This is a genomic window from Spirosoma sp. KNUC1025 (assembly GCF_045160025.1).
Classification (GTDB): domain Bacteria; phylum Bacteroidota; class Bacteroidia; order Cytophagales; family Spirosomataceae; genus Spirosoma.
Genome location: NZ_CP087139.1, coordinates 214,308 through 231,636, shown reverse-complemented (window position 1 = coordinate 231,636; position 17,329 = coordinate 214,308). Strand labels below are relative to the sequence as shown.

At 50.9% G+C, this 17,329-nt stretch carries 14 protein-coding genes; 7 read left to right on the top strand and 7 right to left on the bottom strand.

The annotated features are described in order from the left end of the window. Positions 1-97: 97 nt before the first annotated feature. Complete coding sequence (locus tag LN737_RS01000) at positions 98-2,650, bottom strand: heavy metal translocating P-type ATPase (protein WP_405515420.1); 2,553 nt, start codon at positions 2,648-2,650, stop codon at positions 98-100. 189 nt (positions 2,651-2,839) lie between these two features. Here LN737_RS01000 and hemN point away from each other — a divergent pair, with 189 nt between their 5' ends. Further along, positions 2,840-4,246 (top strand): oxygen-independent coproporphyrinogen III oxidase, encoded by a 1,407-nt coding sequence (hemN, locus tag LN737_RS00995; RefSeq protein WP_405515418.1) that lies wholly within the window; start codon positions 2,840-2,842, stop codon positions 4,244-4,246. 178 nt (positions 4,247-4,424) lie between these two features. On the opposite strand, the gene LN737_RS00990 is transcribed toward hemN, so the two are convergent. The 4 genes from LN737_RS00990 to LN737_RS00975 all read right to left on the bottom strand — a co-directional run bounded on the left by LN737_RS00990 (position 4,425) and on the right by LN737_RS00975 (position 7,251). Then, positions 4,425-5,195, bottom strand: a complete 771-nt coding sequence (locus LN737_RS00990; RefSeq protein ID WP_405515416.1) for a pentapeptide repeat-containing protein — start codon at positions 5,193-5,195, stop codon at positions 4,425-4,427. A 131-nt stretch (positions 5,196-5,326) separates the two neighbouring features. Then, positions 5,327-5,674: a hypothetical protein gene (locus LN737_RS00985; RefSeq protein ID WP_405515414.1), complete on the bottom strand. Its 348-nt coding sequence runs from the start codon at positions 5,672-5,674 to the stop codon at positions 5,327-5,329. 80 nt (positions 5,675-5,754) lie between these two features. After that, positions 5,755-6,525, bottom strand: coding sequence for a PD-(D/E)XK nuclease-like domain-containing protein (locus LN737_RS00980; RefSeq protein WP_405515413.1), 771 nt, complete (start codon positions 6,523-6,525; stop codon positions 5,755-5,757). Positions 6,526-6,612: 87 nt separating this feature from the next. Beyond that, positions 6,613-7,251, bottom strand: coding sequence for a hypothetical protein (locus LN737_RS00975; protein WP_405515411.1), 639 nt, complete (start codon positions 7,249-7,251; stop codon positions 6,613-6,615). 229 nt (positions 7,252-7,480) lie between these two features. Here LN737_RS00975 and LN737_RS00970 point away from each other — a divergent pair, with 229 nt between their 5' ends. From LN737_RS00970 to galU, 4 genes are all read left to right on the top strand, one after another. Continuing rightward, positions 7,481-7,885 carry a helix-turn-helix transcriptional regulator gene (locus LN737_RS00970; protein ID WP_405515409.1) on the top strand — a complete coding sequence of 135 codons (405 nt, stop codon included), beginning with the start codon at positions 7,481-7,483 and terminating at the stop codon, positions 7,883-7,885. A gap of 105 nt (positions 7,886-7,990) precedes the next feature. Beyond that, a complete protein-coding gene (locus LN737_RS00965; protein WP_405515407.1) occupies positions 7,991-8,473 on the top strand; it encodes a hypothetical protein in 483 nt (160 codons plus the stop codon). A gap of 164 nt (positions 8,474-8,637) precedes the next feature. Then, positions 8,638-9,633 carry a mevalonate kinase gene (locus LN737_RS00960; RefSeq protein WP_405520265.1) on the top strand — a complete coding sequence of 332 codons (996 nt, stop codon included), beginning with the start codon at positions 8,638-8,640 and terminating at the stop codon, positions 9,631-9,633. 78 nt (positions 9,634-9,711) lie between these two features. Then, entirely contained in the window at positions 9,712-10,578 is an 867-nt protein-coding gene (galU, locus tag LN737_RS00955) for a UTP--glucose-1-phosphate uridylyltransferase GalU (RefSeq protein ID WP_405515405.1), read from the top strand. Between the two features lie 55 nt (positions 10,579-10,633). Here galU and LN737_RS00950 read toward each other — a convergent pair whose 3' ends face one another. Beyond that, positions 10,634-13,606, bottom strand: coding sequence for a sialate O-acetylesterase (locus LN737_RS00950; protein WP_405515403.1), 2,973 nt, complete (start codon positions 13,604-13,606; stop codon positions 10,634-10,636). 155 nt (positions 13,607-13,761) lie between these two features. Between LN737_RS00950 and LN737_RS00945 the strand changes: the two genes are divergently transcribed. Continuing rightward, positions 13,762-14,757: a sulfatase gene (locus tag LN737_RS00945; RefSeq protein ID WP_405515401.1), complete on the top strand. Its 996-nt coding sequence runs from the start codon at positions 13,762-13,764 to the stop codon at positions 14,755-14,757. After that, complete coding sequence (locus LN737_RS00940) at positions 14,715-15,245, top strand: sulfatase/phosphatase domain-containing protein (RefSeq protein ID WP_405515399.1); 531 nt, start codon at positions 14,715-14,717, stop codon at positions 15,243-15,245. Before LN737_RS00945 ends, LN737_RS00940 begins: the two co-directional genes overlap by 43 nt. An 85-nt stretch (positions 15,246-15,330) precedes the next feature. Here the strand turns inward: LN737_RS00940 and aspS are convergent, their stop codons facing one another. Next, entirely contained in the window at positions 15,331-17,100 is a 1,770-nt protein-coding gene (aspS, locus tag LN737_RS00935) for an aspartate--tRNA ligase (protein ID WP_405515397.1), read from the bottom strand. Between the last annotated feature and the right edge of the window lie 229 nt (positions 17,101-17,329).

The window sequence follows — 17,329 nt, the reverse complement described above, 5'->3', positions numbered from 1 at the left end:
TTTCGTCAAAATCGATTGATATTTTGAATAGATTTCATAAAAAAAGCCGGTGTCACAACACTGGCTTTTTTTGTTACGTACATTTTGAAAGTTGAGTCTAATGGTCTCGTAACGTATTGTCAGTGAGTTTTTTCCAGCGCATACCTGTAGTCGCGATCAGCAGCATCGTTGCCGAACTGACAGGCATTAGAATGGCCGCCACTACGGGGGAAAGATGGCCCGTGAGCGCATACGACAGACCAATGAAGTTATAGAGCAGCGACACGACGAAGCTAAACTGAATCACCTTCATACCGAAGCGGCAGTAACGTAGCATATTCGGCAGATTTCCCAGAGAGGAGGCTTCCAGAATAGCGTCGCTGGCGGGCGTGAACTGGATCGTCGCATCGGTGATGGCAATGCCAACGTCAGCCTGTTTTAAGGCACCCGCATCGTTTAACCCATCACCGATCATCATGACGCGATGACCCTGAGCCTGTAATTGTTGAACAATGTCGAGTTTTTGCTGGGGTTTGCAGTTGAACCGCATCCGGCCTGCCTCAAACCAATGGCTCAGTTCGGGCTGAGAGATTGCATTATCGCCTGAGAGCAGATACAGCGTGTGGCTGGGTTTGAGCGCGTTAAGCATAGCATCCAGACCCGGTCGGTACTGATTCGGGAAGTAAAAGCAGCCGCGATATTGCTGTTCAATGCTCACATGAACGGACGCACCAACAGATTCGGGTAGGCTGGGTACGGATTCCAACTGTGAACTGACAAACGAGGAGGAGCCGATTTTAACCACCCATCCATCTACAACGGCCTGAACGCCATGGCCCGCTATTTCCGTAAACCCTTCAACGGATAAAGGCACATCAACCGCCAGATAATGACTTAGTTTGCGGCTAAGCGGATGAGCCGACTGCTGCACGAGTGAGCCTATCAGGGAGCGCTCATAATCAGTCAATGGTTTTGCGAATGATTCATGCACAGCAGCTTGTGACGTAGTGGTCAGCGTACCGGTTTTATCGAAAACAAGGGTATCGCACTTGGCCATCTGTTCGATTACTTCCGCATTTTTAAGATACAGTTTCAGCTTGCTCAATTTGCGTAAGCCATTGCCCAGTGCAAATGGGTAAGAAAGCGAGAGCGCGCAGGGGCAGGCAATAATCAACACCGCCGTAAAGGCATTGATAGCTCTGGATGGATCATTATTGACGTACCAGTATAGCCCCACGAGCGTTGCCAACGTAATGACTGTCAGGGTAAAATACTTTCCTACCGCATCGGCAAAAGTGTGAATGCGCGACGTATCGCCTTTGCGGAAAGCATCGTTGTTCCAGAGCTGAGTCAGGTAGCTTTGTGATACGTCGCGCACCACTTCCAGCTCGATTGCTTCGCCAATCTGCTTGCCACCAGCGTAGAGCAATGCGCCCGGTTCTTTCGATTCGGGTTCCGATTCGCCCGTCACAAAGCTGTAGTCGATCATGGCTTTGCCTTTGTAGAGCAGTCCATCAGCCGGAATTAATTCATGACTCCGTATCCGGATGCGGTCGCCTTTGCGAAGCTGCGCAACGGGTATTGTTTGCTCATGTAGCGGGGAGGTGGGGGTGAAGGGCCTGGTGCTGGGCGCTGGGTGCCCGGGGTCGGAAACAGACTGAGCAGGGCTGATTTTTGAATCTCCCTTGCTCCCTGCTCCCTGCTGCCCGCTACGTCCTACTACGGTTACAGCTAGTGGGAAATAGGATTTGTAGTCCCGTTCAAACGACAGAAATTCGTGAGTACGTTGCTGAAACCATTTTCCGCATAACAAAAAGAAAATCAGCCCCGTAAGGGAGTCGAAGTACCCCGCGCCATCGAGAAAGAGTACTTCATAGCTGCCCCGAAAAAAAGCCACCAGAATACCCAGCAAAATAGGCAGGTCGATGTTGATAACCCCCTTTTTCAGACTCGTCCAGACGGATGCGAAATAGCCCGAACCCGAATAAAAAACAACGGGTATGGCCAGCAACAGATTAACCCATCCGAACAGATGCTTAAAGGCCGGATCGTCGAGACCGAAATACTCCGGAAAGCTGAACAGCATGATATTACCCGAGCAGAATCCGGCTACCGCCAGTCGGTACAAAAGCGGTCGATACGACGGCTGCTGTTGTTCTTTCACTACGTCGTTGAAACTGATTAGCGGCTCATAACCAATGGAGCTAAGCAGTTCGACTACGTTTCGAAGCGTCAGTTTGTCGGGCTGGTACGTCAGATGGACCTGTTTCTTCAAAAAATCGACCCGCGCCTGCTGGATGCCTGAATTAAGGCGGTACAGGTGTTCGAGTAACCACAAACAGGAACTACAGTGAATGGTGGGAATATAGAACGTAACCCTGGCTACAGAGGCACTGGAAAATTCCAGCAGCTGGGCGACAATGTCGGGATGATCGAGAAAATCTAAGCGGGTCGAGCCTGTTTTAACCGGACCGACTTTTTGGGTGCTTCCCGCCTGAACACGCTCCGGATCAATGGCATAATATTGGCAAAGCTGGTGCTGGCTCAGGATGTTGTACACCGTCTGGCAGCCATCGCAGCAAAAGTGTTTATCATCAAAAATAAGGTCTTTATCTGTGCAGGCATTACCGCAGTGATAACAAACCGTAGATGAAATTGTCGCCGTATTCATATCTCGGAATTTGGCGGCAAGTTGGTCATGCATTCAATACTAACCCCTGATAACCATCAGGAAGCAACCTGATACGGCTCAATTCGCAGCTTGTTTTGACCACCCATCTTTGTTCAAAAAGCAGGGGCGGGGAGCGTGGGTGCCGGGAGCAAAGTGCATGGGGCCAGGAGTAAAAAGCCAATAACCGCTATGCGCCACGCACCCCGCACCCTGCTCCTCGCAAAAACGACTATGAACTCGCTCATTCAGAAATACAACGTACCGGGACCCCGCTATACCAGCTACCCGACCGTACCCTTCTGGGACGAATCGACTTTTAGCGAAGCCGCATGGGTTCGGCATCTGCGCCGGGCCTTTTCGGTCAGTAACAACACGACGGGTATAAGCCTGTACATCCATCTGCCGTACTGCGAAAGTTTGTGTACGTTTTGCGGCTGCAACAAACGGATTACCCGAAACCATGCTGTCGAAGGGCCTTACATCGATGCTCTGCTGGCCGAATGGAATCTCTATTGCGATCTGTTTCCCGAACGCCCACGTATTGCGGAACTGCATTTGGGGGGCGGTACGCCCAGTTTCTTCTCGCCAGCCCAACTTGACCGGCTACTGGCGGGCATCTTCGCGCAGGCTACGGCTGTCGAAGTTCCTGATTACGGTTGGGAAGGTCACCCGAACAACACCACACGCGAGCATTTGCAGATACTCTACAACTATGGATTCCGGCGGGTAAGTTTTGGCGTTCAGGATTATGAGCCCGTAGTACAGCGCGCCATTCACCGCGTACAATCGTTTGAAGCGGTTCGGGAGGTAACCGAGTTAGCCCGGCAGATAGGCTACACATCCGTTAGCCACGATCTGGTATTTGGGTTGCCGTTTCAAACCCCCGATTCCATTACGGATACGATGTATAAAACGCTGGCGCTGAAGCCTGACCGTGTTGCGCTTTATTCCTATGCGCATGTTCCCTGGATTGAGGGGATAAATGGTCAGCGCGGCTTTCGGGATGCCGATTTGCCCGTAGGCGATCAGAAGCGCGTTCTGTATGAAACAGGCCGAAATCTGCTGGAACAGGCAGGCTACGTAGAAATAGGAATGGATCATTTCGCACTTCCGCACGATTCACTCTACAAAGCCATGCAGTCGGGTACGTTGCATCGCAATTTTATGGGCTATACTACCACACAAACGCGGGTTCTAGTTGGGCTCGGCGCTTCATCTATCGGCGACGTATGGACAGCCTTTGCGCAGAACGAAAAAGACCTGGATATATACATGCGCCGGGTGCGGGCGGGTGAACTGCCGTTATTACGTGGGCACGTACTCGATGACCAGGACCAGTTTCTGCGTCGGCAGATTCTGAACATTATGTGTAAGGGCCAGACCGACTGGCATCTTGCCAGCTGGTCGAAGCGGGAGTGGGACGCGCTGAGTGCCCGGCTGGAATCGTTCTGGCTGGATGGCCTGCTGGATTACGATGCCGAAGGCTTACGCGTGCGACCTGAAGGCCGCCCTTTCCTGCGTAACATTTGCATGGCGTTCGATGAACGGCTTAACTATGCCCAACCCCAAACACCCCTGTTTTCGCAAACGGTGTAAGTCGATCGAGCGCTTTTATAATAGTCACAGTAGCAATACAGTCAACAAAACCACAAACCCTGGCTTACTGCTTTTTAGTCGGCAGTAAGCCAGGGTCTTTTATGGCTCATTACGTTACGAAAACGATGCTATCCGGTTCAGGCTGCCCGAGAACGTATCACCTATAGCTGATCAATTCTTACCGGCCTCTTGGCGAAAATTTCTGTCCGTCGAGCGTCGTGTATTTGAAGTCGGTCATACCGCTGAACCGGGCATCATCGAATTTGGTGCCCCGTGGGAAATGCGTGTATTTGAAATCGGTATTTCCCGAAAAGCTGGCTTTCTGAAAATTAACCCCTTCGTCGAATTTCGTGTATTTGAAATCAGCGTAGCGGTCAAACTGAGCGTTCTGAAAAGCCGACGATTCATCGAATTTTGTGTATTTGAAGTCGGCGTATCCGTGGAACGTAGCACCGCTAAAATCAGCCGAATTGCGGAATTTAGAATATTTAAACAGGGCTATTTCGCGGAACGTATTGTTGGTAAAAATGGCGCGCTGGCTGAAGGTCGAATATTTGAACGTAGCGTCATCCTCAAACTTGCAGTTGTCTATCGTTACGGCTTCCGTAAAATCAGCGTTATAAACGATGTTGTTCGATCTGAGCAGTCGTTTGTCTTCATCTTCCGTGCGATACGCCAGGAATTTCCCTTTGAAAACACAATTTTTGAAGGAAATGGGTACTTCCACAACACTCAGGTAATTCTGACCGCCCCAATCGCCGTCTCTGATTTCTTTACGATTTGCCAGATTCGTCAGGTCAAGATCACCTGTTATGGTTGCATTCTGATAGGAAACGGTTTCTTTCCGGTTGATTTTGGCAATGATTTCTTTCGCATCAACCGAAGTCTGTGCCAGGGCGGGGGCCACTGCTGTGAGCGCAAAGAAGAAGAACGTAGCGAGGATTTTCATACGATTCGTTTTGGCGTTGTTTGCTTAAAGATGCAGCCCTTCTCAGAAAGGTTGCTTGCCAGGCCAAAAATAAACCGCTGGTCTAAGAAGAGATCCAGCGGCTGATATATTAACTCTATGTGGCTTTTCGATTAATCCATCCACATCACCTTTTCGTAAGCGATTTCGTAATCCATTTCCTGCAAGGGCGTGAGACCCACAAAATGACCCGTTTCGTCGGTCTGAACCGCATTCCAGCAGCCCGACGCGTCGCGTAGCAGGAGCCGGTAGCCGTAGAGGGGGTGCATGGTGGCGCCATCCGTACGATGATCCCAGCCAGTTTGCAATTCGATAGCGAAGGCAATCCGGTCCATTACTTCATTCATCTGACCAGCCAGACTATCGATGCCATCCAGCTCTTCAATCCACAGCACCAGTCCATCGGTTCCCCAATCGAAGCGAAGTGGAGTAGGGCTCAGGTTGATTATCGAAGCGTTCATAACGATTTGTTGGTTTATGGTTTTCAGTATTTAGGCGAGCATACAAACACAGCTTATACTGCCGAATACTGAAACCTGTTTCAGGCACTCATACTCAAGGCAGAAGCCGTGCTAACGCTCGTTTCCTGCTCTTCACGCCATTTACGAAGCCAGAACCGGTACTTCTTCCGGCCATAGTCTAAAAAGCCCGGAATCGACGTAGCATCGACGGCAAACAGGCGATGAGGGCGCTGTTTCATAATCCCGATAAAGACAAAGCGGAATCGCCGGGTATCGGCCCACTCACCATTGTCGGCATTGGTAAGGCTATCCACGTAAAAAGCAGCCTGTCGGTCATAATCATACGTATAACACGACTCCAGAAATTGAGCCTGCGTTCGCGCGGATGTCGTTTTTAGGTCGATGACCAACGCATTCCGGCGTTTTGGGCTGGTATACACCATATCCAGTCGTGCTTTGCAGGCAACACCCGTGACAGGATCAGTCGATAAAACGATCCGTTCGCGTTCGGACTGGCGCAGGTAACGTCGGCAAAAGGCATCCTGTCGGATAGTTTGCATCAACGCCGTCAGCTGTTCAGCCTGTTTAGGTGCCAGCGGGTCGGGCAGTAAATCGGGCAGAAATTGCTGCATTACGGTCCCGACGGCTTCCGGTTCGAGCAGATGCTGATGAAAAGCCCGGCCAAATTCCTTTGTTTTTTCAGGGATAAATCGAGCCGATGGCACCGACCAGTAGCCAAGATGTTCTTCTTTCAGCCGGGTCAGGTCTGAATTGGAGACACGCGCCAGGGTGCGATATTCATCGCCGGGAAGAAGAAACGGCTGAGGAGAAACTGTTCGTTGAGAAATCATGCTAAGGAAGTGTAGAATGGGTAATGAAGAGTGGATAATGCCTAATTGGTTATTCGTGCATTATCCACTCTTCATTACCCAGTTGAATTAGCCTGCTGCCAATAATTCTGGCTCGTCTGTCGCGTTGACAAACGGATTGTAATAGTTCATCGCCGTTTTGATGTTAGCGATGTCGGTGAGGGTTTCCTGCCGGAACACTTTTACATCCTGCGCAAACTGCTTCAACTCGTTCGTTTTTTCTACATCGGCCATCTTGTACGAGAACGTAGCGATGTAGTAGACGCCCTTGGGTTGTATTTTATTATTTTCTTTCTTTTCTGCCACCGCCGTAATCACCACATCGGCCAGCGTGAGGTCATCGTAATAGAGCGGTTCGATAAGCCGGAAGATATTATCGACGGAATAACCATGGAACAGCACCGCCGACACACAATTTTTTTCATCGACAAAGAAAATTTCTGCCCAGTTTTTTGTGCCCATGTTCAGGATGTTGTCCGTGAAGATGCGCCAGGCTATCGGTTGGAAGGTTAATGTGCGCCCCAGCTTCTCAGAGCCATTAATATTGAACACACCCTCTTTCGCATCGAATCGATATTGGCGGGGATGCCCTTCCAGATATTTGTACTTATTGACTACTTCGCCGGTCAACTCATGAATCTTTTGATAAGGTTTCAGTGCGTTGTCGCTTTGAATTGTCGAAAGTTGGCTTTTGTTTTGTGTGTTCATTAGTATTTGTTGTTTACTGTTCAAGCAGGGGGCCCATATTGCGGTCCCTTTTGCCTTTTTAAAGAACTGTGTTTACAGGTTTAAATATACATAGTTTTGTGTATAAAACCAACCCGCTTCCGCCCTTTTATCAACTAATTTTACCGAGTTTTGTGTAAAAAATGCACGGAACAGGAGCTAGTTGCATGGTATATTACCGATCTCCTCCATACTCCACGCATCCAGCCATATGACAATTCATCTGCGCCTTCAGCAACTGATTGATTCCCTGAATATTAGCGTTCTCGAATTTTCCCGTCGACTGGGCGAAAACCGGGGCGAAAAAGTGTACCACATTTTACATGGGCGCCTGAAGCCGCGTTACGATACCCTCGAAAAGATTTTAGAAGCTTATCCGCAGGTCAACGGAGACTGGCTCCTTCGGGGTGAAGGGCTGATGTTTAAAGTGCTGGACACCCCTTTGGCTGCCATCACAACGGAAGAGCGACTGCGGAATGTAGAGTATCTGCTGTTTCAACTCAACGAACGCGTAGCCCTGCTTCAGCAGACCAACGACCAGCTGCTGGCTGAATTGAAAAGGCGGGGGGCAGGGAGTAGGGAGCCGGGGGTGTACGGTCAGGACGATATGGAATAGTAGAGCTACCGTGTTTTTTTTACGCCTTGCTCCCCGCTCCCTGCTCCTTACTTTAAAACATCTCAGACCGTTATCGGGTTATAGCTTGAAAAAACACGTAATGCTATGGCAACGACATCACCATTCGACCCCGATAAAGTGGACCCTGAATTTTATTCAAAAGATCCAAACCAGCATGGTACGTCCGACTACGGTCGTGAATCGGAAGGGGTAGGAACGAACGTATATAGCAATTCGACCTCGGGCATGGATATGGACGACGAGAATATGGAGATTACCCACGACACGCGTGAAGCCAACCTGGGTGTAGGCCGCGTTGGCGAACCACACGGCGAAAGCCTGGGCGGTACGCAGGAGTGGGACGTTGATGCTGACGTAATTGCTGCGCCTAAAGGCCACATGATGAGCGACGATGCCGCCAAGAAATTGAGCGAAGTCGCTGAAAATCCGTCAGATGATGCGCTCCTACACCGGGCTGATGCTACGTACCTCGAACAGGGTGATGACCCAAACCAAGGGTATGATCCTCATAACGTAGGCTATACAGGTAAAGATAAAGTGGACGTAGAGAAAAATGATCAGAAATAAGCTTTAGTTGCATAATACCAATAAAAAGCGGCCGGGAGAGATTCCGGCCGCTTTTTATTTGATTCTGTGGTCCGTTAATTCAGGTTTAGACTAGCGATTCTTTCGTAAACTTGTCGTTTAATTGTTCAGCCAAATCAGCGGAAAGTTTGTCCGCACCCAATACGTTGCTTATCGAAACTCGTGCTTATGCCCGGGCAGGGCTTCTTGGGAACCCGTCCGATGGATTTTATGGAAAGACCATTGCGATCAGCGTCCGCAACTTTGGTGCGTCCGTAACGCTGTATCAATCACCCGAACTGAATATTGAACCGCAATTGCAGGATACAAACGTATTCAGAAGTTTGCACCACCTCCGCGATTCGGTCAGTACGCTTGGCTATCATGGTGGGGTTCCGTTGCTGAAAGCAGCCATTAAAAAATTTGCGGAATACTGCGAAGCCGAACAGATCCGGTTGCCAAATCAGAACTTTTCCATCCGGTACAATACGTCTATCCCCCGGCAGGTTGGTTTATCGGGCTCCAGCGCCATCATTGTTGCTACATTCCGGGCGCTTATGCAGTTCTACGGTGTAGAAATTCCGCAGCCTGTTCTGCCAAATCTGGTGCTCGCAACCGAAGCGGAAGAACTGGGCATTACAGCTGGCCTGCAGGATCGCGTTATTCAGTGCTACGAAGGATGTGTGTATATGGACTTCGACCAGGCTACCATGGAGAGACAGGGCTATGGTCAGTATGAACCAATTGAACCCCGTCTATTGCCCAAACTCTATATTGCCTACAACACCGATCTGGGCAAGCAGTCGGGTCGGGTTCATAACGATGTTCGGAATCGGTGGCTCAAAGGAGAGCCCTTGGTTGTCGAGACCATGAACGCTATTGCCAACGTAGCCAAAGATGGACACGACGCCATTCTGCGGCACGATACCGGGGCGCTGAATGAATTGGTTAATCGTAATTTTGACCTGCGTTCCCAGATTTATAACATCAGCGACCGAAACCGGAGCCTGATTGAAACGGCTCGTGCCTGTGGAGCATCCGCTTCCTTTACGGGTTCGGGTGGGTCGATCATTGGCCTGTATCGGGATGACGCCATGCTGAACCGACTCTTTGTTGAACTTCGAAAAATAAACGCCCGCGTAATAAAGCCATATGTTGTATAGCACGGAGCAAGGGGCATGGCGCGCGGTCCTATATCCCGGCTCCTTGCTCCCCGCTCCTTGCCTCTCTGCCCCATTCCCATGATCAAAAAAGCTGTTATCCCCGCTGCCGGACTTGGAACCCGGTTTCTGCCCGCCACAAAAGCTCAGCCTAAAGAGATGCTGCCCATCATCGACCGCCCAACGATCCAGTACGTTGTGCAGGAAGCGGTCGATTCGGGTATCGAAGATATTCTAATCATTACCGGCAAAGGTAAACGGGCCATCGAAGACCATTTCGACCGGAACTTCGAGCTGGAAACCCGGCTTGAAGAGAAAGAAGACCAGCTGCTGCTGGATGAAATGCGTCGGCTCTCCGATATGGCTAACCTGCACTACGTTCGCCAGCGCGAACTGAACGGCCTGGGCGATGCCATCCGGTACGCTCGTCACCACGTTGGTAATGAGCCATTTGCTGTTCTGCTGGGCGATACCATCATGGATTCCGTAATTCCCGTCACGCAGCAACTGATCGATACGTACGCTCAATACGGCGGTTCGGTGATTGCCGTTGAGGAAGTCCCGCACGACAAAGTCAATCGGTATGGAATCGTCGGGGGGAAGTCGCTGAGCGGCCGGATTATTGAACTGAATACGCTGGTTGAAAAGCCCGCCATTCATGAAGCGCCATCGAACCTGGCTATTGCCGGACGTTACGTATTGACGCCTGAAATTTTTTCGATGCTCGAACAAACACCGGCTGGTAAAAACAACGAAATTCAGTTGACAGATGCTCTCTTGCTGTTGCTGAAACGCGAGAATGTTTATGCACACTGCATTGAAGGCAAACGCCATGATATCGGGAATAAGCTCGATTTCCTGAAAACAACAGTTGAGTTTGCGTTAAAGCGACCCGAATTTGCCGACAAGTTCCGGGCGTTTCTGGAAGACATTGTCAAAAAAGACTAGGAAAATGCACGAAGGACCCACCACAATGGGTCCTTCGCTTTCGAAGCCTTTAAAACTAGGGTATTCGAATTAATAAGCTCGCTTCGTCATCTTCTCCGTTTGTAAACCCATTCCCTGCTGTCGAATCCGGATCGGCGGGGGATCCGCTAAATACCTGCGCCATAAGCGTGGCTGTGCTGCTGGCCTGTAATCCCATAACCAGTATTTCTGACGTACCAGCGGCCACCGAACTCAGTGTCCCGCTAACGGTTTGACCATTTACACTTAAACCGGCTGCGTTTGTTAACTGCCAACCGGTCGGCAGCAGTAGCTGAACAACAACATTGCTGGCGTTTAGGCCACCTTTATTCGTAACAATCAGGCTTACACTCAGACTGGTGCTGGCAGTCGGGACGAGCGTGCTGGCCTGCAGTGCGAGACTCAGATCGGCTTTGGCTGGATCGGCCGGTGGCTGATTGGATTGTACAGGAGGTAACGGGACCTGATTGGGATTAGGAGACACGGAAATAAAACCGCTGGCATTCGTTGTTCGGAAATCAATCGAAGCGGCATCGTCCTGGCCATCACCCGTACCGGAATTTGGCTGGCTGTCGGGGTCGGTTTGGCTGCTGGCCGTAATCTGGGCAGACGTAACAAAAAACCCTTCCTGATTGGGTTTTAGCCGAAACTCAAAGGGTAAGTTGGACCCAACAGCCAGCGTACCGGCATTTATGGAAACGGTATTTGCTACGGCGCTCACAGCCGGTGAAGGAGAATCTACGTATTCCATTCCATCGGGCAACAAACTTTTGGCGATTACGCCATCAGCGGCAATTGTTCCAGCATTTGCCAGCACCAGCGTAAACGTAACGGGTGTTCCAATAGCAGGTGTTCGGTTACTGATAAGCATACTCATCGACAAATCGGCTCCGGTCTGACAGATAGCGAACGGCTGGCTGGGCGCACTAGCTACCGCCGGGTTGCTGGCCACGACACGCAGTCGGTAAGCGCCCCCTGTCGACAGCGATGACGGTAACGTAACAGCGACTGGACTCGTAGAGCCTGTACCAACAACGGTTTCATTGGCAAATGAGCCGGTTGCATCCGATAGCCGGATACTGAATACATTTCCGCTGTTGAGTGTTCCTTCCGATACGTCGATAGCCACGTTTACAGTGCCGCTCAAACAGGCCGTTTGCGAATCGCTGATCGTCAGCACAGGCGCAACGGCTGGAATTGGCTCCGAGAGATACACGGTAATACGTCGCCCAATAAATTTGAGGTCGAACCACAACCCCTGCCCGGAATCGCCCTGTCGCCGAATGGAGTACCGATACAGACCCGCCGGTTCAACCCCACCAACCCCTCCCGATGTAGGTGGGTAGTTGCGTAGGTAATTAAAGTCGGCGAATTCGACGTAATCGGGCGCCTGCGAGCTGGGCGGCATGAGATTCCAGCCTGAATCAGTAAAACTACCACCATCGATACGTTGTATCCGAACTTCTACGGGAGCCGTGGCCTGTGCCATTGCGTAGAAGCCATGCGTGCCAGGTTCGTAGCGATAGCCAAATCGTCGCAGAACACCGTCAGCCGTTCCTCCAATCACTGGTGGCCGTTGAACAGTCGACAATCCCTTTGGTGAAGCTGACTGCTGAACCGTAAACGGCTCACCAAACGTACCCAGCAGGACGGGATGTGTGGAGCGTGTTCGTAGCCGGTATTGCCCATCGGCCAGTGACGTTGGCAAATTGAACAGAATGGGGTTATCGGTAGTAGGGGCCGATTCGTACATGAGTACGCCATCGCTAACCCGAATGAGTTGAGCAATGTATTGGTTATCAGTCTCGTGTGGGTCGCTACGTAAGGATGCTGCTACGACACTTTCGCCCGGCCGACGTGTCAGCGGGGCTGTGTAGCCACTGGTAATCAGCGTCGATTCGGTGGTGGGTTGATAAGGAACGGCATTTTGCCAGAACGAAGTGGTTAAGCACTGAAGCCAGGTATTTATAAACCGATACATACCCGGACCGCGCATGTGAATCGCATCGGGGCGGTTGGCTGATCCAATGATCGTGTCGGTAGCGGGACCGGGAAACAGGCCAGGCAGATCGGCAATGAGTTGATTTTGCGCCTGAATAACGCTGGGGTTCGTTTGAAAACCGTTATAACTAACTCGCGAAACCATCCACGGCAGGGCGTAGGCCAGTTGCTGTCGGCTTTTCCCGATAACGGTGTTGAGGTTGTTGTAATACGTCTGGTAGCTGGTCGTTACGTCGCTTTCGCCCTGATGCCACAACACGGCTCGCACTCCTGTTCGCGTAACGTAATGCAGCAACGCAACTCCTAACCGGCGGTAGACCGCTGAATTTGTGGTTGTTCCCAGATTTCCTGCTGCTCCCTGCTGCCATTCGCTGCTGCTGCTGCCGCCAAGAGCAGCGCCCAAAAACAGAACCGGTACGTTTAATCGCTTCACCAGCGAATCACCCAGAACACCCCACAAATGCGGAGGCTGACTTGGCCCAATACTACTGCCGTAGCTGACATGACCAAACAGTAGTGGCAGTACCTGTTCGCTCAGGCTGTCCTGTCGAAAATCTAAGCAGGACACACGATCATCCAGCGCGCCCGGTACCCGATCAAATCCGCCGTACACATTTGACTGCCCGGCCACCACAAAGACTTCACCCACGCCCACGCGTCCCACCTGTGTCTGAGCAATCACACTGGTGCCTGCTTTTGCCCGTACATCCAGCCGATACCACCCTGCCGACACGGTAACTTTACCGCGAAAGGCCGATGTGCCTGGGATAAGCGTCAAAGCAGTCCAGGCTGTAACGGTCCCCTGTCCGACGGCTATAGGCACAAAACGGGCATCAACGTTGGTAGCGGTAAGGGGTGCATTTCCAGTCACCAGAACAGCCGCATCATTACCTAAGCTACGTTGAAAAACCATGCGTGGAGTTGGACTGGTAATGGTAAGCTGAGCAAGTGATTGAGAGGAAAGAAAAACGGCGAGTAAAAAAAGTAAGGGATGTACAGGAAGTTTCATAGGGATGGACTAAGCAAAAGCATTACATTAACCTGTCAAATTAGAAGGAAATTAGTGAATAAATGAACATTATTCACTAATTATCGTCTGTTTCTAAAGAGGATGATCTGCGAATAAGTTGATGATTAATAGGTAAATGCGTTTGTAAAGTCACCATGAATTATTTTTCAGGCTCTTTTTGGGTGTATTGTCTGGTTGGAATTTATGCGCTCCTGCAATTGCCCATGGTGTTCACAGGGGCAGTACGTCACGAAGCGGATACACGTCCGAATATCGTCTTGATTGTATCCGACGACCACGGTCGCGAAGCCGTTGGCTGTTACGGAAATCCCGCCATTCGTACGCCCCATATCGACCAGCTGGCAGCCGATGGTGTCCGGTTTTCCAATGCGTTCTGTACCACCGCCAGTTGCAGCCCAAGCCGATCGGTATTGCTGACGGGTGTGCATAATCATGCGAATGGCATGTATGGGCTTGAGCACCAGGTGCATCATTTCAGTTCGTTTGATACGGTGCGGTCATTACCCGTTTTGCTCGAACAGGCTGGCTACCGCACCGCTCGCATCGGCAAGTTCCACGTAGCACCGGAATCTGCATACCGTTTTCAGCAGGTACTCAAGGCCGGAGGGGTCAATGATCCGGCTTCAATCGGGCGTAGTCCAGTCGAAATGGCGCGGCAGTGTTACGATTTCTTAAACCAAAAATCAGACAGCTCTCAGCCGTTTTTCCTGTATTTTGCTACGGATGATCCACACCGAAGCAACACTGTTGCCCGCGATGGTAGGCCTATTTTCGACGGAACGAAACCGAACCTGTTCGGAAATCGACCGGGGGGCTATCCGCAGGTGGGCGATCATTTTTACCAACCGCGTGAGGTACGCGTACCGCCTTACCTGCCCGATACGAAAGCCAGCCGGGCTGAACTGGCGCAATACTACGAGTCGGTCAGTCGGCTGGATCAGGGGGTGGGTCGGTTGATGGACTACCTGAAAGATACCGGCCAGTACGACAATACGCTGATTATTTATCTTTCCGACAATGGGGCACCTTTTCCCGGCTCAAAAACGAATCTGTACGAACCGGGTATGCGACTCCCTGCATTGTTAAGTTGCCTAAACCGCAGAAGCGGGGATTTGTGCAGAATGCGCTGATTTCATGGGTTGATATAACGCCTACTATCCTCGATTTTGCTGGTGTGTCATCCGTAAAGCAGGGGCGTTCCTTTAAAAATATCGTTGAGCAGGATACCGTAACGGGTTGGGATGAGGTTTACGCGTCGCACTCGCTGCATGAAGTGACCATGTATTACCCGATGCGGGTGCTACGCGAGCGCCGGTATAAGCTGATTTTCAATATTGCCCATAACCTGCCGTATCCAATGGCGCTGGATTTATATAATTCCTTTACCTGGCAGGATATTCTCCGAACGAAACAGAAGCAGTTTGGCAAACGAACGGTGGATGCGTATCTGCACCGCCCGCGTTTTGAACTATACGATCTGCAAACCGATCCTGATGAAGTCCGTAACCTGGCGACTAATCCGCGCTTTCAGGTTATTTTGAAACGGATGCAGGAGAAGCTGAAATCGTTTCAGCAGAAAACCCACGACCCCTGGGTGAGTAAGTGGGATTTTGAATAAATTGAAAGTGGTGTCTGTAGTCCCCATGGTGTCAGGTTCGAAAACCTGACACCATGGGGACTACAGACACCACAGACAGCGTAAATCATTTCGCGACCGTCGCGATTTTTAACTCATCGAGTTGTGCCTGACTGATCGTTGAGGGCGAATCAATCATCACATCGCGGCCTGAATTATTTTTTGGGAAAGCAATGAAATCCCGGATGGAGTCGACGCCACCGAAGATCGAACACAGTCGGTCAAACCCAAACGCAATACCGCCGTGGGGTGGAGCGCCATACTCAAAGGCATCCATCAGGAAGCCAAACTGCGATTTGGCTTCTTCGTCGGAGAAGCCCAGAATGCTGAACATGCGGGCCTGCAATTCGCGGTTGAAAATCCGGATCGATCCACCGCCAACTTCCGTGCCATTAATCACCATATCGTAAGCGTTGGCGCGAACGGCCCCTAAATTGCTGTCCAGCAACGGAATATCTTCCGGTTTCGGCGACGTAAAGGGATGGTGCATGGCAAACCAGCGCTTTTCGTCTTCACCATATTCGAGCAGTGGAAAATCGAGTACCCACAACGTACTGAACACGTTCGGATCGCGCAAGCCTAACCGGCTACCCATTTCCAGACGTAGTTCGTTCAACTGCTTACGGGCTTTCGCACACTCGCCGGAAATAATGAGCATCAAATCGCCCGGTTTCGCTTTGAAATGAGCCGCCCATTTTTTCAGGTCTTCTTCTGAGTAAAACTTATCGACAGACGATTTCAACGTACCATCTTCGTTGTAGCGTACGTAAATCAGTCCTTTTGCGCCAATCTGGGGCCGTTTTATCCAGTCTGTCAGCTCATCGAGCTGTTTACGGGTATAGTGTGCACAACCGGGGGCATTGATGCCCACTACCAATTCGGCTGAGTCGAACACGCCAAAACCTTTACCCGATGTCATATCTACCGTATCGAACGTACCTTTCAGCTCGACGAACTGCATACCAAATCGCGTATCCGGTTTATCGGAACCATAAAAGCGCATGGCATCTGCATAGGTCATGCGGGGCACTTCGGCCAGATCAATGCCTTTGACAGCCTTGAACAGATGCCGGATTAAACCCTCGAACATATTCAGGATGTCTTCCTGCTCAACAAACGACATCTCGCAGTCGATCTGCGTAAATTCCGGCTGACGGTCGGCACGAAGGTCTTCATCGCGGAAACATTTCACAATCTGATAGTACCGGTCAAATCCCGACACCATCAGCAATTGCTTAAAAGTCTGTGGCGACTGGGGCAGGGCGTAGAATTCACCCGGATTCATCCGACTTGGCACCACAAAATCGCGGGCACCTTCGGGCGTCGATTTAATCAGAACCGGCGTTTCGACCTCAATAAAATTCTGGCCGTCCATATAGAGCCGCGTCTGTTGCGCCATCCGATGACGTAGTTCCAGATTCCGGCGGACCGGATTTCGGCGCAGGTCCAGGTAGCGGTATTTCAGCCGAAGGTCATCGCCCCCGTCGGTATCATCTTCAATCAGGAAAGGAGGCAACTTGGCCGGGTTCAGCACTTCCAGGGCCGTAACCTTCAGTTCAATATCCCCCGTTGGCAGGTTCGGGTTTTTCGATTTCCGTTCGATGACCGTTCCCGTAGCTTTCAGGACGTATTCGCGGCCCAGGGAGCGGGCTATCGTAAAGAGTTCAGGTGCCGTCTGGCCGTCTTCCAGTAGGAGCTGCGTGATACCGTAGCGGTCGCGGAGGTCAATCCACAACACACCACCCTTATCACGTATCGTCTGGACCCAGCCGGTCAGCGTAGCGGTTTTGTTGTCGTCAGTAAGGCGGAGTTCCCCGCAAGTATGCGTTCGGAGCATTTCTAATGATAGAATTGTAGAATGATTGAATTATTGAATGAACGTAGATACCAACTATTCGATCATTCAATCACTCAATCATTCAACCATTGAGATTGGCCGCAAAGGTACAGACTTAGTCCGCAACGGACAAGGCAGCTGAGATCAATCCGCTCTTTGATTGTAGCGGTCAGTTTTTGTGCTACGTTGAAAGGCTTCGGTTCGGAACGCTCTGAAAATGACGTATCGA

Coding starts and splice junctions, on each gene's coding strand:
- LN737_RS01000 (WP_405515420.1), bottom strand. CDS start 2,650: ATGAATACGGCGACAATTTCATCTACGGTTTGTTATCACTGCGGTAAT.
- hemN (WP_405515418.1), top strand. CDS start 2,840: ATGCGCCACGCACCCCGCACCCTGCTCCTCGCAAAAACGACTATGAAC.
- LN737_RS00990 (WP_405515416.1), bottom strand. CDS start 5,195: ATGAAAATCCTCGCTACGTTCTTCTTCTTTGCGCTCACAGCAGTGGCC.
- LN737_RS00985 (WP_405515414.1), bottom strand. CDS start 5,674: ATGAACGCTTCGATAATCAACCTGAGCCCTACTCCACTTCGCTTCGAT.
- LN737_RS00980 (WP_405515413.1), bottom strand. CDS start 6,525: ATGATTTCTCAACGAACAGTTTCTCCTCAGCCGTTTCTTCTTCCCGGC.
- LN737_RS00975 (WP_405515411.1), bottom strand. CDS start 7,251: ATGAACACACAAAACAAAAGCCAACTTTCGACAATTCAAAGCGACAAC.
- LN737_RS00970 (WP_405515409.1), top strand. CDS start 7,481: ATGACAATTCATCTGCGCCTTCAGCAACTGATTGATTCCCTGAATATT.
- LN737_RS00965 (WP_405515407.1), top strand. CDS start 7,991: ATGGCAACGACATCACCATTCGACCCCGATAAAGTGGACCCTGAATTT.
- galU (WP_405515405.1), top strand. CDS start 9,712: ATGATCAAAAAAGCTGTTATCCCCGCTGCCGGACTTGGAACCCGGTTT.
- LN737_RS00950 (WP_405515403.1), bottom strand. CDS start 13,606: ATGAAACTTCCTGTACATCCCTTACTTTTTTTACTCGCCGTTTTTCTT.
- LN737_RS00945 (WP_405515401.1), top strand. CDS start 13,762: ATGAATTATTTTTCAGGCTCTTTTTGGGTGTATTGTCTGGTTGGAATT.
- aspS (WP_405515397.1), bottom strand. CDS start 17,100: ATGCTCCGAACGCATACTTGCGGGGAACTCCGCCTTACTGACGACAAC.